We start from the raw sequence: 14075 nt of genomic DNA, 5'->3' as shown, positions 1-14075 counted from the left end.
GCAATTGCGGGAAGCCGGCCAGCGGCCGGCACTACCAGACGGATCCGACCCCGCACACCGGTTCAACCGACCTTGCGCAGGAACTCCTCGGCCTCCATCGGCCGCCCCAGGTGGTAACCCTGCAGCTGGTCGCAGCCCAGCTCGCTCAGGTAATCGCGCTGGGCCTGGGTCTCCACGCCCTCGGCCACCACCTGCAGCTGCAGGGTACGGCCCAGCGCGATGATCGAGGACACGATGGCGGAATCTTCGTCATTGCGTTCAAGGTCATGCACGAACGCCCGGTCGATCTTCAGCTCGGTGGCCGGCATGCGCTTGAGGTACAGCAGGCTGGAATAGCCGGTACCGAAATCATCGATGGCGATGTGCACGCCCATCGCGGTCAGATCGTTGAGGATCGCCAGGCTGGCCTCGACATCCTTCATCGCCGTGGTTTCGGTGATCTCCAGGGTCAGCCGCGCCGGGTCGATGCGGTGACGCTGCAGGACCGAACGCACACTCTCCAGCAGGGCCGGCGAGGCGAACTGCAGCGGCGACAGGTTCACCGCCATCGTCCAATGGCTGTGTCCGCCGTCATGCCAGGCGCGCAGCTGCGCGCACGCCTGGTCCAGCACCCAGTCGCCGATCGGCAGGATCAGGCCGCTGCGCTCGGCGATGGGAATGAACACGTCCGGCGCCAGTAGGCCCAGTTCCGGGTGCTGCCAGCGCAGCAGCGCCTCGGCGCCGGTGGCCGGTGCATCGGCCGCCGGGAATTTCGGCTGGTAGTGCAGCAGCAGTTCGTTGCGCGCGATCGCCTTGCGCAGGTCCTGCAGCAGCCGCAGCTGACGGTTGGCACTGAGCTGCATCGAGGGAATGAAGAAGGTGTAGCCGTTCCGGCCGGTTTCCTTGGTGTGGTACATCGCCGCATCGGCATGTGCCATCAACTCGCGTTCGTCGCTGGCATCGTCCGGATACAGGGCAATGCCCAGGCTGGCGGTGACCTGCAGCTCCGCCGCGTCCAGCACGAACGGTTCACCGGCCGCGGCGATCACCCGCTCGGCGACCACCGCCGCATCATCAGGTGCATCGATGGCCAGCACGATCACGAACTCGTCGCCGCCGAGGCGGGCGAGGGTGTCCTGCGGGCGCAGCTGCGCGCCCAGGCGCTGGGCCACCGCGACCAGCAGGCGGTCACCCAACTGGTGGCCGTAGGCATCGTTGACGGCCTTGAAGCCATCCAGGTCGCAGAACATCACCGCCACCGACTGCTGGCGGCGTTGCGCCTTCTCGATGGCCTGCTCGATGCGATCCTGCAGCAGCATGCGGTTCGGCAGCTGGGTCAGCGGATCGTGCAGTGCGGCCTGGATCAGCTTGTCGTTGGCGTGCGCCAGGGAATCGGCCAGCAGGCCGGTGCGCACGCGCATCTGGCGGTCGAACAGCGAGGCCACCAGGGCGATGCCGAGCGTGGCCAGGGTGGTCACGATCACCAGCACTGCCAGCCAGCGGGGATCGATGCCGCCGCTGCCGATGGCGCCGCAGACGCTGCCTGCCGGGAAGCGCGCGGCAGCCATGCCGGTGTAGTGCATGCCGACGATGGCCAGGCCCATCACCAGCGACGCCAGCATCCGCAGGCGCACCGTGTTGCGTTGTTCCACGCGCAGCCGGAAGGCAATCCACAGCGCTGCACCGGCGGCAGCGAYRGCCACYGCGATCGACGCGGCAAACCAGCCTGGGTGGTAATCGATACCGGGCTGCATGCGCATGGCGGCCATGCCCAGGTAGTGCATGGCCGCGATACCCAGTCCCATCAGCACCGCACCTGCGGCCAGCCGCTGCAACGGCAGGCTGGGGCGCGACACCAGCCACAGCGCATAGGCCGACGCGCCGATCGACACCGCCAGCGAATACAGGGTGATCGCCAGGTCGTAGCCGACCGGAACCGGCAGTTTGAAGGCCAGCATCGCGATGAAGTGCATCGACCAGATGCCCAGGCCCATCGCGGCGGCACCGCCGGCCAGCCACCAGCGGGCGACCCGGCCCTGGGCCGTGGCCAGGCGGCCGGCCATATCCAGCGCGGTATACGATGCCAGCATGGCCACCAGCAACGAGATGGCGACCAGGCTCTGACTGTAACTACCAGTCATGTTGAATCCAGAGGAGGAGGGAGGGGCGCCCGCAAGGCGCACGCCCGCCACCGCTATCGGCACAGACGGGTGGGACTTGAGTGGTCGCAGCAGCTGCGACCCGGCTCGGCTATCCTGCCACGCTCGTTGCCCCTGCAGGAAATCTCCGATGGCCAAAGCCCGCACCGCGTATGTCTGCAATGAATGCGGCGCCGAATACAGCAAGTGGCAAGGCCAGTGCACGGAGTGCAATGCCTGGAACTCGCTGTCGGAAATCGTCCTTGAGAGCGCTGCGGCGGCCAAGGCGCCCGCGTCGCGCCGTGCCGGCTGGGCGGGCAAGATCGACCCGCCGAAGATCACGGCACTGAAGGACGTGGCGCAGACCGAGCACAACCGCGTCAGCACCGGGATCGGTGAATTCGACCGCGTGCTCGGCGGCGGCCTGGTCGAGGGCGCGGTGGTGCTGGTCGGTGGTGATCCGGGCATCGGCAAATCCACCCTGCTGCTGCAGGCGGTGGCGAAGATGGCCGCGGTCCTGCCGGTGCTCTACGTCACCGGTGAAGAGTCACTGGCCCAGGTCGCCGGCCGCGCGCATCGGCTGGAGCTGCCGCTGGAGGGCGTCAACGCGCTGGCCGAGACCGGTGTCGAATCCATCCTGCAGCACGCCACCAAGAGTGGGCCGCGGCTGATCGTGGCCGATTCGGTACAGACGCTCTGGACCGAGACGCTGACCGCCGCGCCCGGTTCGGTCAGCCAGGTGCGCGAGAGTGCCGCACGGCTGGTGCGTTTCGCCAAGGAAACCGGAACCGCCGTGTTCCTGGTCGGCCATGTGACCAAGGAAGGCGGCATCGCCGGCCCGCGCGTGCTGGAGCACATGGTCGATGCCGTGCTGTATTTCGAAGGCGAGAGTGGCAGCCGCTTCCGCCTGCTGCGTGCGTTCAAGAACCGCTTTGGTGCGGTCAACGAGCTGGGCGTGTTCGCGATGGGCGACAAGGGCCTGAAGGAGGTCTCCAATCCGTCGGCGATCTTCCTTTCCGGTGCCAGCACGCACCAGCCCGGCAGCTGCGTGATGGTTACCCGCGAGGGCACCCGGCCGCTGCTGGTGGAAGTGCAGGCGCTGGTCGACGCCTCGCCGCTGTCCAATCCGCGCCGCGTGGCGGTGGGGCTGGAGCAGAACCGCCTGGCCATGCTGCTGGCGGTGCTGCATCGGCATGGCGGCGTGCTGGTCGGCGACCAGGACGTGTTCGTCAACGTGGTCGGCGGCATCCGCGTGCAGGAGACCGCCGCCGACCTGCCGGTGCTGCTGGCGGTGCTGTCCTCGCTGCAGGACCGTCCGTTGGCCGAGAAGACCATCGCGTTCGGCGAAGTCGGCCTTTCCGGTGAGATCCGGCCGGTGCCAAACGGCGAGGATCGCCTGCGCGAGGCGGCGACCCACGGTTTCAAGCGCGCCATCGTGCCCAAGGCCAATGCCCCCAAGGGCGGCTCGGTGAAGGGCATGGAAGTGATCGCGGTCGAACGCCTGTCCGAGGCCATCGACGCGGCGTGACGGGGTCGGGTGCGTGCTCGGACCTGCAGATGCGGCCGACGGCACAGCAGCGGTCAGCCAGCCTGTGCTAGTTTTCCCGGCTCGACGAAGGCGCCCCCTGGCGCCTTTCCGTGGCAAGGAGTAATCGTTTACATGCAGGACCCGATGTTCAGCACCCCCGCCGCCGAAATCCGCCGCGCCGGGGTCGATCTCAATGGACTGATGACGGTGCTGGGCAAGCACCTGTATTCCACGCCGATGGTGGCGCTGCGCGAGCTTGTGCAGAACGCGCACGATTCGATCATCCGTCGCCGTATCGAGCAGCCCGGCATCCAGAGTGTGTCGCGCATCGACGTGCAGGTCGATGTCGCCGCCGGCGTGCTGCGCATCACCGATACCGGTGCCGGCCTGACCCGGCAGGAAATCCACGATTACCTGGCCACGGTCGGTGTCGGTTACACCCGGGGCCTGCGCCAGGACGGCGAGGACGATGAAGGCCTGATCGGCATGTTCGGCCTGGGTTTCCTGTCGGCCTTTGTATTGGCGCGCCGTGTCAGCGTGCGCACCACCTCCTACCAGACACCAGAGCTGGGCCACCTGTACGTGTCCAGCAACGCCGAGCAGTACACCGTCAGCGAAGTGCCGGCGCGCGCGATCGGCACCGAGGTCGAGCTGGAGCTGCATCCGGACTTCCTGCCGCTGGCCAACGAAGCGCGCCTGCACGAGGTGCTGGGCCGCTACTGCGCGCTGCTGTCCGAGCCGATCTTCATCGGTGCGGCGACCGCCGCGATCAATCCCGAACCGCCGCCGTGGCGCGGGCAGGGTGACGTCGCCCTGCATCCGGTGCAGGCACGCCGCCAGGCGCAGCAGTTCGCGGCCCGTTTCGAACACGATTTCGAGCCCATCGTGACGATGCCGCTGCAGTCCGATGGCAGCAGCGACGCCCTCGGCATGCTCTGGGTGCAGGACGGTGCCACCTACGGCACCAGCGACAACCGCAACCTGTCGGTGTTCGTGCGCGGCATGCTGCTGGACGACGATGCGCGCGACCTGCTGCCGCCGTGGGCCGGTTTCATCGGCGGGGTGATCGAATCGTCGAAGCTGACCCCGACCGCCAGCCGCGAGGACCTGCAGCGCGATGACCACTATCGCGACGTGCAGCACGCCCTGCTGGAAGCGCTGATCGATGGCCTGGCCGACGTCGCCCGGCAGCAACCCGAAGCCTGGCGCCGCGTGCTCAGCCGCCACAATGAAGCCCTGCTGGGCGCGGCGCTGTGCGATGAGCGCCTGTTCGACCTGCTGCTGGAACACGTGCGCGTGCCGACTTCGCAGGGTGACCTGCCGGCCAGCGCGTTGCCGGCGCGCGGCGCAGTGCATGTGATCCTCGACAACGGTGGTGGCTTCGAGGAAATGCTGTTCCGCGCGATGGGCGTGCCGGTCGCGCATGGTCATCGCTACGCGGTGGTGCCGTTCCTGCGGCGCTGGGCCCAGGCCAAGGGCCTGCGCCTGGTCGAACTGGGTACCGAGCAGGGCAATCGCGCACTGTTCCGCACCGACGACAGCCTTGACGATGCGCAGCTGGCCTGGCTGCGCGAACACCTGGGCGATGGCGAACAGCTGCTGCCCGCGCGGTTCAGCCCCGAGGCGCTGCCGGTGGTGGTGGTGCCCGACCGCGAGGCCGAACTGAAGCAGCGCCTGGAAGACGACGAGAACGACAAGCGCGTATCGATGGCGGCACTGCGGCTGGCGCGCCAGTTCACCGCGCGCATCGAGGCGCGTGCGCCGTCGCGGCTGTACCTCAACCTGGACAATCCAGCGGTGCAGGCGTTGCTGCAGGCCCAGCGCGAGGGCCACCCGCAGGCCGGAGCGGCCGCGCGCCTGCTGCGCTCGCTGAAGATCATCGTGTCCGCACAGGGCCGGCCGCTGCAGCAGAGCGCGGCGACGCCGGGCCCCGATCTCAATGGAGCATTTACCGATATTGCCGGTGCCCTGCAGCAGATGCTGCGCTGAGCACCGCTACCCCCTCTCATCCAGCCTTCGCTAGACAGGAGCATTACCCCCATGGATATCTGGAACTGGGTCGAAAAACTGCAGGAAGACCTGCGCCAGGCAGGCCAGGCGCAGAACGCCCACCTGCTGACCCGCCTTGCCGATGAAGTCAGTGAACTGCAGGTCGACCGCGTCGATGCACTGCTGCCCGAAGCGCGCGCGCTGGGCAAGGCGCTGGACAACCCCTGGGTCGACGTCTATGTCGGCCATTGGGCGCTGCGCAACCGCGTCGGCAACCGCGTGGAAGGTGAAAGCGCGCTGGGCGAGTCGGTGGCGCTGTTCGAGCGCGCACACCGTGCCGATACCCTGGACTGCCCGCAGTCGATCTGCGTCACCCAGGATCTCGCCGCCTGCTACGGCAACATCGATGGTCCGGGCTGGGTGCCCGAACGCATCGAGGTCTGCGACGAGACGCTGGGCCGCATCGACCCGAGCTGGGCCTGCTTCCAGTGCCTGAGCTGCGAGAAGGCCGACGCGCTGCTGGACGACGGCCGCGGCCAGGATGCGCTGGATTACCTGCAGGTGCAGGCGGCGGCGATCCAGGCGCGCGGCAAGGAAGTGTTCGACAGCTTCCCTGAAATGCAGATCAAGATCCTGCTGGCCAGCGGCCGTGCGCAGGAAGCGCTGGCGCTGATCGAGAAGCGCGAAGCCGAAGTGGCCGCTGCGGGCGAATACGAGCCTGCCAACTGCACGGTGCCGCGCCGGCTGTCCAAGGCCTGGGCACTGGCCCAGCTGGGGCGCGATGAAGAGGCGCTGCAGCAGCTGGTGCCCTGGAGCGAGCTGACGCCGAATCACTGGCGGTTGTGGGCCAATACGGCTTCGACACTGTGCAGCCGTGATGCCGCCCGCAACACTTGGGATCTGGGAACGCGCTTCAACACGATCATCGAGCACTTCGCCGCTGTCGGCGCGCATCGCCTGGTGATCGAGATCGCCGCGTTGAGCCTGGAGCTGGCCCTGCAGCGCGGTGCACGCTGGGTGGCGCAGCGCCAGCTGGGTCTGGCCCGCACCCATCTGGCGCAGCTGCGTCAGGACCGCGGCGCTGCCGCGCTGGTGGCCGGTCTGGCGGCACGCATCGAAGCGCTGCCGCAGATGGCGCCGCTGCCGGTGCCTGCCGCTGAGCTGCTGGCGTGGCTGGAAGCGCAGGGCGAACAGAACCAGTCGCGCGATCCCGAGCGCGAAGCGCAGTGGCTGCTGCAGGCGCACGCCGAGCGGCCGGACGACGGCGCGCTGGCCGAGGTCGCCGCCTCGGCGCTGCATGCGTGTGGCGCGAAGACCGAAGCGCAGGCACTGCTGTGGGACTTCGTGCGCGGCCACGCACAGGAAGACGGCGCGGCGGCCTACACGCTGATGCGTTGGCTGGCCGAGCAGGGCGATGATGATGGCCTGCGCAGGCTGGCCGCGACCTACCGCGACAGCGTGCCGGTGTTCGCGCACTGGTGCGAGGTGCAGCGCGCACGGCGCGCGTCCGACTGGCCGGCACTGGAACAGGCCGCGCAGGCGTTGCTGGCGTTGTCGCCGGGCTCGAATGGCGCACGCGGGACGCTTGCCCGCATGTACATGGAGACCGGCCGCTTCAGCGAGGCGCAGGCCTGTTACGCGCAGCTGGTGGAACTGCTGGAAGAGCCAAACGGCGCACACTGGGACCACATGAGTGCGGCCAGTGCGGCGCGCGACTGGGACGCAGTGCGCCGCTCGGCAGCAGCGATCGGTATGGAACTGTCCAGCCAGCAGGGCGTGGTCGAAGAGCCATGGGGCTGGGTGATCATCCGCAGCGAAGAGGGCGGCGAGCCGATGGAGTACTACGCCCGCCGCAGCGGCCCGGTGACCGCGCGCATCGTCGAGAACGCACCGGCCAACCGCGCACAGCAGGTGGGGGACTGGGTGGTGTTCGACGCCGGCCTGGTACACCCCGCACCAGAGGACGAAGCGGAGCGCGAGCACTTCATTCCGACCTATGCGCAGGTGCATGTGCTGGAGCGGGGTGGTTTCGCGCGCAGCTGGCTGGTCGACGGCGCGCACCCGGGCGAGGAGGCATGGAACGCTTTCGTGGAGGCAGCCGAGGCACAGGGCTGGAAGGTGTGGTCGCACAGCCGTGCGGACTACACCGTGACCGATCCGGACGCGGAAGACGGCACGCTGCCGGGTCTGTTGTTCACCGTCGCGCAGCCGCAGGACCATGCGCCGCTGGCGCTGCACCGCTTCCTGCAGCAGGCCACGGCGGATTGGGCACATCCACACTGCTGGCTGCGCCTGGCCGAGGCCTGCGACCAGGACCGCCAGCCGCATCTGGACGCGATCGAACGGTACGGGTTGTAATCCGCCGATATCGGGGGTGCCAGCCGCTGGCCGGCAACCCCATGGAATCACGCGTTGCCGGCCAGCGGCCGGCACTACCACCAGGGAATTGGAACATGCGGAAGACAGGGATGTGGGTGATCATCGGCCTGCTGCTGGCCCCCACCGTGCAGGCCGCGCCGGCCTGCCAGCAACCGGCTGACGTGGCGCGGRCCTTCTTCGAAGCGACCACCGGCAAGGGCGACCTGCTGGAGCCGCCGCAGGCACTGGTCAGTGCGGCGTTTGCCAAGGCGCTGCACGGCGAGCGTGCCTGCCAGGTGCGCGAAGAGGGCATCTGCACGATCGATTCCGATCCGTGGCTGGATGCGCAGGACGGGGAGATCGACAGCCCGGTGCGCTACAACTGGAAGCAGGCCTCAGCCACGGCCGGCCAGGTCGAAATGCGTTATCCGGTCTGGGGCAAGGCGTACGTGACCCGCGTGCCGATGGTGCGCAAGGGCGAGGGCTGCTGGCAGGTCGATGACATCCTCACCAACAGTGGTCGCTCGGTGCGCAGGATCCTGGCCCAACCGCTGCCTTGAGCTGGGGCATCCACGCATGGCGTGGATCTACTGTGCTCCGATTGCCGGCCGGCGGCCGGCACTACCAGGTGATGTTGGGGTGGGTGCCGACCGTTGGTCGGCACGCCTCTATCGCGAATGCCCGAACACCAGCTCGATCACGAACTGGCTGCCGAAGAACGCGAGCAGCAGCAACAGCATCGCCGTCAGCGTCCAATGCACTGCCTTCGTGCCGCGCCAGCCATAGCGGCGGCGGCCGATCAGCAGCACGCCGAACACGATCCACGACAGCACGCTCAGCACCGTCTTGTGCACCAGCTTCTGCGCCAGCAGGTCGTCGACGAACAGCACGCCGGTAACCAGGGTCAGGGTCAGCAGGGCGAAGCCGACGGTGATCACCCTGAACAGCAGCGATTCCAGATCGGCCATCGGCGGCAGCGCACGCAGCCACGGACGGAATTCACGGCGCCGCAGCGCACGTTCCTGCAGCCACAGCATGATCGCCAGCAGCGCGGCGATGCTCAGCGTGGCGTAGGCCAGCAGTGCCAGCCAGGCGTGGCTTGCCAGGCGCCAGCCCAGCAGCTTGCTCGGTTCATGGCCGTAGCCGTGGTAGACCACCAGCAGCAGCGCGGCCAGCGGGAACACCACCACGCCCAGGGTGGACATGCGCCCGCGCGCGCCCACCAGCGAGGTCAGCCACGCCATTCCCAGGCCGACCAGCGACAGCGCGGCGAAAAAGTGCATGTCCGGGCCGCCGGTCGTGCGCATCGCCACCAGCACGTGATAACCGCCATGCAGCAGCATCGCCGGCAGCGCAGGCCACAGCCACGCGGGCGAGGTCACCCCGTCGTTGCGACCAAGGGCACGCACCAGCAGGGCGCTGGCGGCCAGGTAGAGCAGGACGGCGATGAGAACGATTGTCATCGTTGAAGTTTCGCATACCCCCGCGGTGCTGGCGACGGGCGTGGCGTCGCAGTCCGGGGAGCGCGATGGACCCGTTATACTGTGGGCCTTATTGTCCCCCGCTTTCAGACAGGTTGCGCCGCATGTTCGAGTCCCTGACCCAGCGCCTTTCCGGCACCATCGAGCGCCTGCGCGGCCGTGGCCGCCTGACCGAAGAGAACATCCGCGAGGCGACCCGCGAGGTCCGCATCGCGCTGCTCGAAGCCGACGTCGCGCTGCCGGTGGTGCAGGCCCTGATCGAGCGCATCAAGGTGCGTGCGGTCGGCCAGGAAGTGCTGAAGTCGCTGACCCCGGGCCAGGCCCTGATCAAGGTCGTGCGCGACGAGCTGACCGCGGTGATGGGCGCCGAAGCCAGCGACCTGAACCTCAACGTTCCCGCGCCGGCCATCATCCTGATGGCGGGCCTGCAGGGCGCCGGCAAGACCACCACGGTCGGCAAGCTGGCCAAGCACCTGAAGGAAAAGCGCAAGAAGAAGGTGATGGTGGTCTCGGCCGACGTCTACCGTCCGGCGGCGATCGAGCAGCTGAAGACGCTGGCCGACCAGGTGGGCGTGCTGTTCTTCCCGTCCAGCGCCGAGCAGAAGCCGGAGGCCATCGTCCGCGCCGCCATCGATGACGCGCGCAAGTCGTTCGTCGACGTGCTGCTGGTCGATACCGCCGGCCGCCTGGCCATCGACGAAGCGATGATGGCCGAGATCAAGGCCCTGCACGCTGCGGTCAACCCGGCTGAAACGCTGTTCGTGGTCGATGCCATGACCGGCCAGGATGCGGCCAATACCGCCAAGGCCTTCGGTGATGCGCTGCCGCTGACCGGCGTGGTCCTGACCAAGACCGACGGTGACGCCCGTGGCGGCGCCGCGCTGAGCGTGCGCTACATCACCGGCAAGCCGATCAAGTTCGTCGGTGTCAGCGAAAAGCCGGAAGGCCTGGACGTGTTCCACCCGGACCGTATCGCCAGCCGCATCCTCGACATGGGCGACGTGCTGTCGCTGGTCGAGCAGGTCGAGCAGCAGGTCGACAAGGACAAGGCGCAGAAGCTGGCCGAAAAGGTCGCCAAGGGCAAGAAGTTCGATCTGAACGACATGCGCGACCAGCTCGAGCAGATGCAGAACATGGGTGGCATCGGCGGCCTGATGGACAAGCTGCCGGGCCTGGGCCAGATTCCCGAGCACCTCAAGCAGCAGGTCAGCCAGGGCAAGGAAGTGCCGCGCATGATCGCCATCATCGGCTCGATGACCAAGAAGGAACGGCGCAACCCGAACCTGCTCAATGGCTCGCGTCGCGCCCGCATCGCCAAGGGCTCGGGCGTGACCCCGGCCGACGTCAACAAGCTCATGAAGCAGTACATGCAGATGGAAAAGATGATGAGCAAGATGGCCGGTGGCGGCATGAAGGGCATGATGCGCAGCATGAAGGGCATGATGGGCGCCATGGGCGGCCGTGGCATGCCGTTCCGCTGAGCGCGCGCTGTATCGAACGCTTGAACAACCCGCGGAATCAATCAAAGGAATGTGCATGAACAAGTCGATCGTGGTGATGGCGCTGGCCCTGGGCCTGGTTGCCTGCAAGGACGACACCTCCGTGTCGCAGAAGGCCGGTAGTGCCATCAGTGGTACCGCTGCCGATTTCGTCGCCGGGCTGGGCGAGGGCGTGGACAAGCGCATGAACGTGACGCTGCAGGCCGATCCGGGCCTGGCCGCGCAGGGCCTCACCGTCACCCTCGGCAAGAGCCGTGGCATGGGCTCCAAGGACGCGGCGGTGTACGTGGTGGCCGACAAGGCGTTCAAGGGCAAGCTGGTGGCGCGTGCGCTGGATGCCGAGGGCACCGAGATCGGTCGCGCCAGCGCCGAGGAAGAGTTTGCCGCTGATGACGCGCGCTATGTGACGTTCAAGTTCAACGAAGAAATGGACAGCCAGCTGGTCCGCACCTACGCGGTGTCTGCACGCTGAGCCAGGCGGGAGCGGATCGCCCGAGGCGACGCTCCCGTCCACAGTGTCTGGCGTATGCTGGCAGCGACTCCTCCCACAGGTGCGTCGCGTGAGCCTTTCGCCGATTCTCGAACGCGCCGACGATTTCTGTCGGCGTTTTTCATTGCAGCTGCCAATCCTGCTGGCACCGATGGCCGGTGCCTGTCCGGTTCCGCTTTCCGCCGCGCTGGCCAACGCCGGCAGCATGGGCGCGATGGGGGCCGTGTTGTCGCCGGCGGCTGATATCGGTCGCTGGATGCAGGACTTCCGGGCCGCTTCCAGCGGGCCGGCGCAGGTGAACCTGTGGTTGCCCGATCCCGCGCCGGTGCGCGATGTGGCCGCCGAGGCCAGCACGCGTGCGTTTCTCGGCCAGTGGGGGCCGGAGGTTGCGGCCAGCGCAGCGGATGCCACGCCTGCCGATTTCGAGGAGCAGTTCAGTGCGCTGCTGGCGGCACGGCCGGCGGTGGCCTCGACCATCATGGGCGTGCTGTCGCCGCGTCATGTGCAGCAGTTGAAGGATGCGGGCATCGCCTGGATCGCCTGCGCTACGACGCTGGCCGAAGCGCGCGCTGCGCAGGACGCGGGTGCTGACGCGGTGGTCGCGCAGGGCGCCGAAGCCGGCGGCCATCGCGGCGCCTTCGATCCGATACGTGCAGAACAGCAGCTGGTCGGCCTGTTCGCACTGCTGCCACGGCTGGCGGACAACCTGAGTATTCCGGTGATCGCTGCGGGCGGAATCGGCGATGGTCGCGGCATTGCTGCTGCCTTGATGCTCGGGGCCAGCGCCGTGCAGATCGGCACGGCCTTCCTGCGCACACCCGAAGCAGCGGTGGCGCCGGCATGGGCCGATGCGTTGGCCCGCAACGAACCCGAAGACACCTGGCCGACCCGCGCTTTCAGTGGTCGCCTGGGCCGTGGCCTGGCCACTGCCTACGTGCGTGCAGCTGCTGCCGAGGGCGCACCCGCGCCGCGCCCGTACCCGGTGCAGCGTGGCCTGACTGGACCGATGCGCAAGCAGGCCACGCAGGAAAACCGGCTTGCTGCGATGCAGGCCTGGGCCGGGCAGTCGGCGTGGATGGCACCGGCAGCGCCGGCCGCTGACGTTCTGCGTGGCATGTGGGAACAGGCGCAGGCGCTGCTGCGATGACGGTGACCTGCAACGGCGCAACGGCGCGGGCCGAAGACCTGCTGCCGGCGCTGACCAACTACGGCCACTTCACCTCGTTGCAGGTGCGCGGCAACGCGGTGCAGGGTCTTGATCTGCATCTGCAGCGGCTGGCCAAGGCAACGCAGGAACTGTTCGGCAGCGTGCTCGATATCGCGCAGGTGCAGGCGTGGATGACGCAGGCGCTGCAACAGGCCGGCCAGGTCGACGCATCGATGCGGGTCACCGTGTACTCGCGCCGTTTCGATTTCCGCGCGCCGCTGGCAAGCGTGCCGGTGGATGTACTGGTTGCCGTCTCCGCGCCGGTCGCGCTGACCGCGCCGAAACGCGTACGCAGCGCGACATGGCAGCGAGAGCTGCCGCAGATCAAGCATGTCGGTACGTTTGGCCTGTTCGCCCAGCGCCGTGCAGCGTTGGCAGCGGGTTTCGACGATGCGCTGTTCGTGACCGCCAATGGGCAGATCAGCGAGGGCACGACCTGGAACCTGGCCGTGCATGACAGGGGACACCTGATCTGGCCGCAGGCGCCTGCGCTGCGGGGAACCGCTGAGGCACTTCTGCGGGCAGGCTGGGTGGGGCCGCAGCAGACCCGGCCGTTGCGGCTGGATGAGCTGGTCGGCATGCGGGCGGCTTTCGCCTGCAACGCCAGCGGGTTGTGGGCGCTGGATGCCATCAATGGTCAGGCGCTGCCGGGTTCGCAGGCCCTGGCTGAACAGGGCAGGGCGGTGTTGGCCCTAGTGCCCTGGCAGTCGCTTTCCTGAATGGAACCGTTCGGGTCAGATCCCTTTTGCTCGGTAAAAGGGATCTGACCCCGGGGTAGACGCCCGGGGTTGGCTCGGCCGAACTCTGCCGCTATAATCGCCCGCTTACCGCGCCATCCTGGCGACTGGGCAATAGGAAAAAACCACCATGGTCAAGATTCGACTGACCCGCGGCGGCGCCAAGAAGCGTCCGTTCTACCACATCATCGTCACCGACGTCCGCAGCGCCCGCGACGGCCGCAACATCGAGCGCGTTGGCTTCTACAACCCGGTTGCACAGGGCGGCGAGAAGCGTATCGAGCTGGACCTGGCCCGCGTTGACCATTGGGTCAAGAACGGCGCCCAGCCGACCGAGAAAGTTCGCAACCTGATCAAGGAAGCGAGCAAGTCCCAGGCCGCTGCGGCCTGATCCTGACGGGCCGCGCCCTGGTGCGGCCCATCTGATTGAACGCAGATGAAAGATAACGAGCGCCGCATCCTGCTTGGCAGGGTTGTCGGCGCTTTTGGTGTGCGCGGCGAAATAAAGCTCGAGTCCTGGACCGAGCCGCGTTCCGCTATTTTCCGTTACCAACCGTGGATCCTGCGCAGCCCCAACGGGCAGGAATCGACGCTTGAAGGCGCCCGTGGCCGGGATACCGGCAAGCACCTTGTGGCCCGTTTTCCGGGCATCGAGGATCGCGACACGGT

At 67.8% G+C, this 14075-nt stretch carries 11 protein-coding genes and 1 pseudogene; 10 read left to right on the top strand and 2 right to left on the bottom strand.

Annotated features, from left to right (window positions below):
* Window positions 1-62: 62 nt before the first annotated feature.
* Entirely contained in the window at window positions 63-2120 is a 2058-nt protein-coding gene (locus AB4Y84_RS02645; protein WP_442249736.1) for a putative bifunctional diguanylate cyclase/phosphodiesterase, read from the bottom strand.
* A gap of 148 nt (window positions 2121-2268) precedes the next feature.
* On the opposite strand from AB4Y84_RS02645, the gene radA reads away from it, so the two are divergent.
* From radA to AB4Y84_RS02625, 4 genes are all read left to right on the top strand, one after another.
* On the top strand, window positions 2269-3645 hold the full coding sequence (gene radA / locus AB4Y84_RS02640; RefSeq protein WP_025873829.1) for a DNA repair protein RadA: 1377 nt from the start codon (window positions 2269-2271) through the stop codon (window positions 3643-3645).
* Between the two features lie 132 nt (window positions 3646-3777).
* Complete coding sequence (locus AB4Y84_RS02635; protein ID WP_442243806.1) at window positions 3778-5634, top strand: ATP-binding protein; 1857 nt, start codon at window positions 3778-3780, stop codon at window positions 5632-5634.
* 51 nt (window positions 5635-5685) lie between these two features.
* The gene (locus tag AB4Y84_RS02630) at window positions 5686-7992 is read left to right on the top strand and encodes a hypothetical protein (protein WP_442243805.1); all 2307 of its coding nucleotides are present in this window, start codon (window positions 5686-5688) and stop codon (window positions 7990-7992) included.
* A 95-nt stretch (window positions 7993-8087) separates the two neighbouring features.
* On the top strand, window positions 8088-8552 hold the full coding sequence (locus AB4Y84_RS02625) for a hypothetical protein (RefSeq protein WP_442249735.1): 465 nt from the start codon (window positions 8088-8090) through the stop codon (window positions 8550-8552).
* A gap of 108 nt (window positions 8553-8660) precedes the next feature.
* On the opposite strand, the gene AB4Y84_RS02620 is transcribed toward AB4Y84_RS02625, so the two are convergent.
* Complete coding sequence (locus tag AB4Y84_RS02620; RefSeq protein WP_312111422.1) at window positions 8661-9455, bottom strand: cytochrome C assembly family protein; 795 nt, start codon at window positions 9453-9455, stop codon at window positions 8661-8663.
* Window positions 9456-9577: 122 nt separating this feature from the next.
* Here AB4Y84_RS02620 and ffh point away from each other — a divergent pair, with 122 nt between their 5' ends.
* From ffh to AB4Y84_RS02590, 6 genes and pseudogenes are all read left to right on the top strand, one after another.
* Window positions 9578-10954, top strand: coding sequence for a signal recognition particle protein (ffh, locus tag AB4Y84_RS02615; RefSeq protein ID WP_025873824.1), 1377 nt, complete (start codon window positions 9578-9580; stop codon window positions 10952-10954).
* Window positions 10955-11009: 55 nt separating this feature from the next.
* Complete coding sequence (locus AB4Y84_RS02610) at window positions 11010-11444, top strand: hypothetical protein (protein WP_025873823.1); 435 nt, start codon at window positions 11010-11012, stop codon at window positions 11442-11444.
* Window positions 11445-11532: 88 nt separating this feature from the next.
* A complete protein-coding gene (locus tag AB4Y84_RS02605) occupies window positions 11533-12609 on the top strand; it encodes an NAD(P)H-dependent flavin oxidoreductase (protein WP_442243803.1) in 1077 nt (358 codons plus the stop codon).
* Entirely contained in the window at window positions 12606-13388 is a 783-nt protein-coding gene (locus AB4Y84_RS02600) for an aminotransferase class IV family protein (RefSeq protein ID WP_442243802.1), read from the top strand. Before AB4Y84_RS02605 ends, AB4Y84_RS02600 begins: the two co-directional genes overlap by 4 nt.
* Before the next feature lie 148 nt (window positions 13389-13536).
* Complete coding sequence (gene rpsP / locus AB4Y84_RS02595; protein ID WP_025873821.1) at window positions 13537-13797, top strand: 30S ribosomal protein S16; 261 nt, start codon at window positions 13537-13539, stop codon at window positions 13795-13797.
* A gap of 45 nt (window positions 13798-13842) precedes the next feature.
* Window positions 13843-14075, top strand: a pseudogene (locus AB4Y84_RS02590) (ribosome maturation factor RimM); the annotation flags it as partial.

It is taken from the genome of Stenotrophomonas sp. 2YAF22, assembly GCF_052114665.1.
GTDB lineage: Bacteria > Pseudomonadota > Gammaproteobacteria > Xanthomonadales > Xanthomonadaceae > Stenotrophomonas > Stenotrophomonas indicatrix.
The sequence above is the reverse complement of the archived record's forward strand: the minus strand, read 5'-3'. Positions and strand labels throughout refer to the sequence as shown.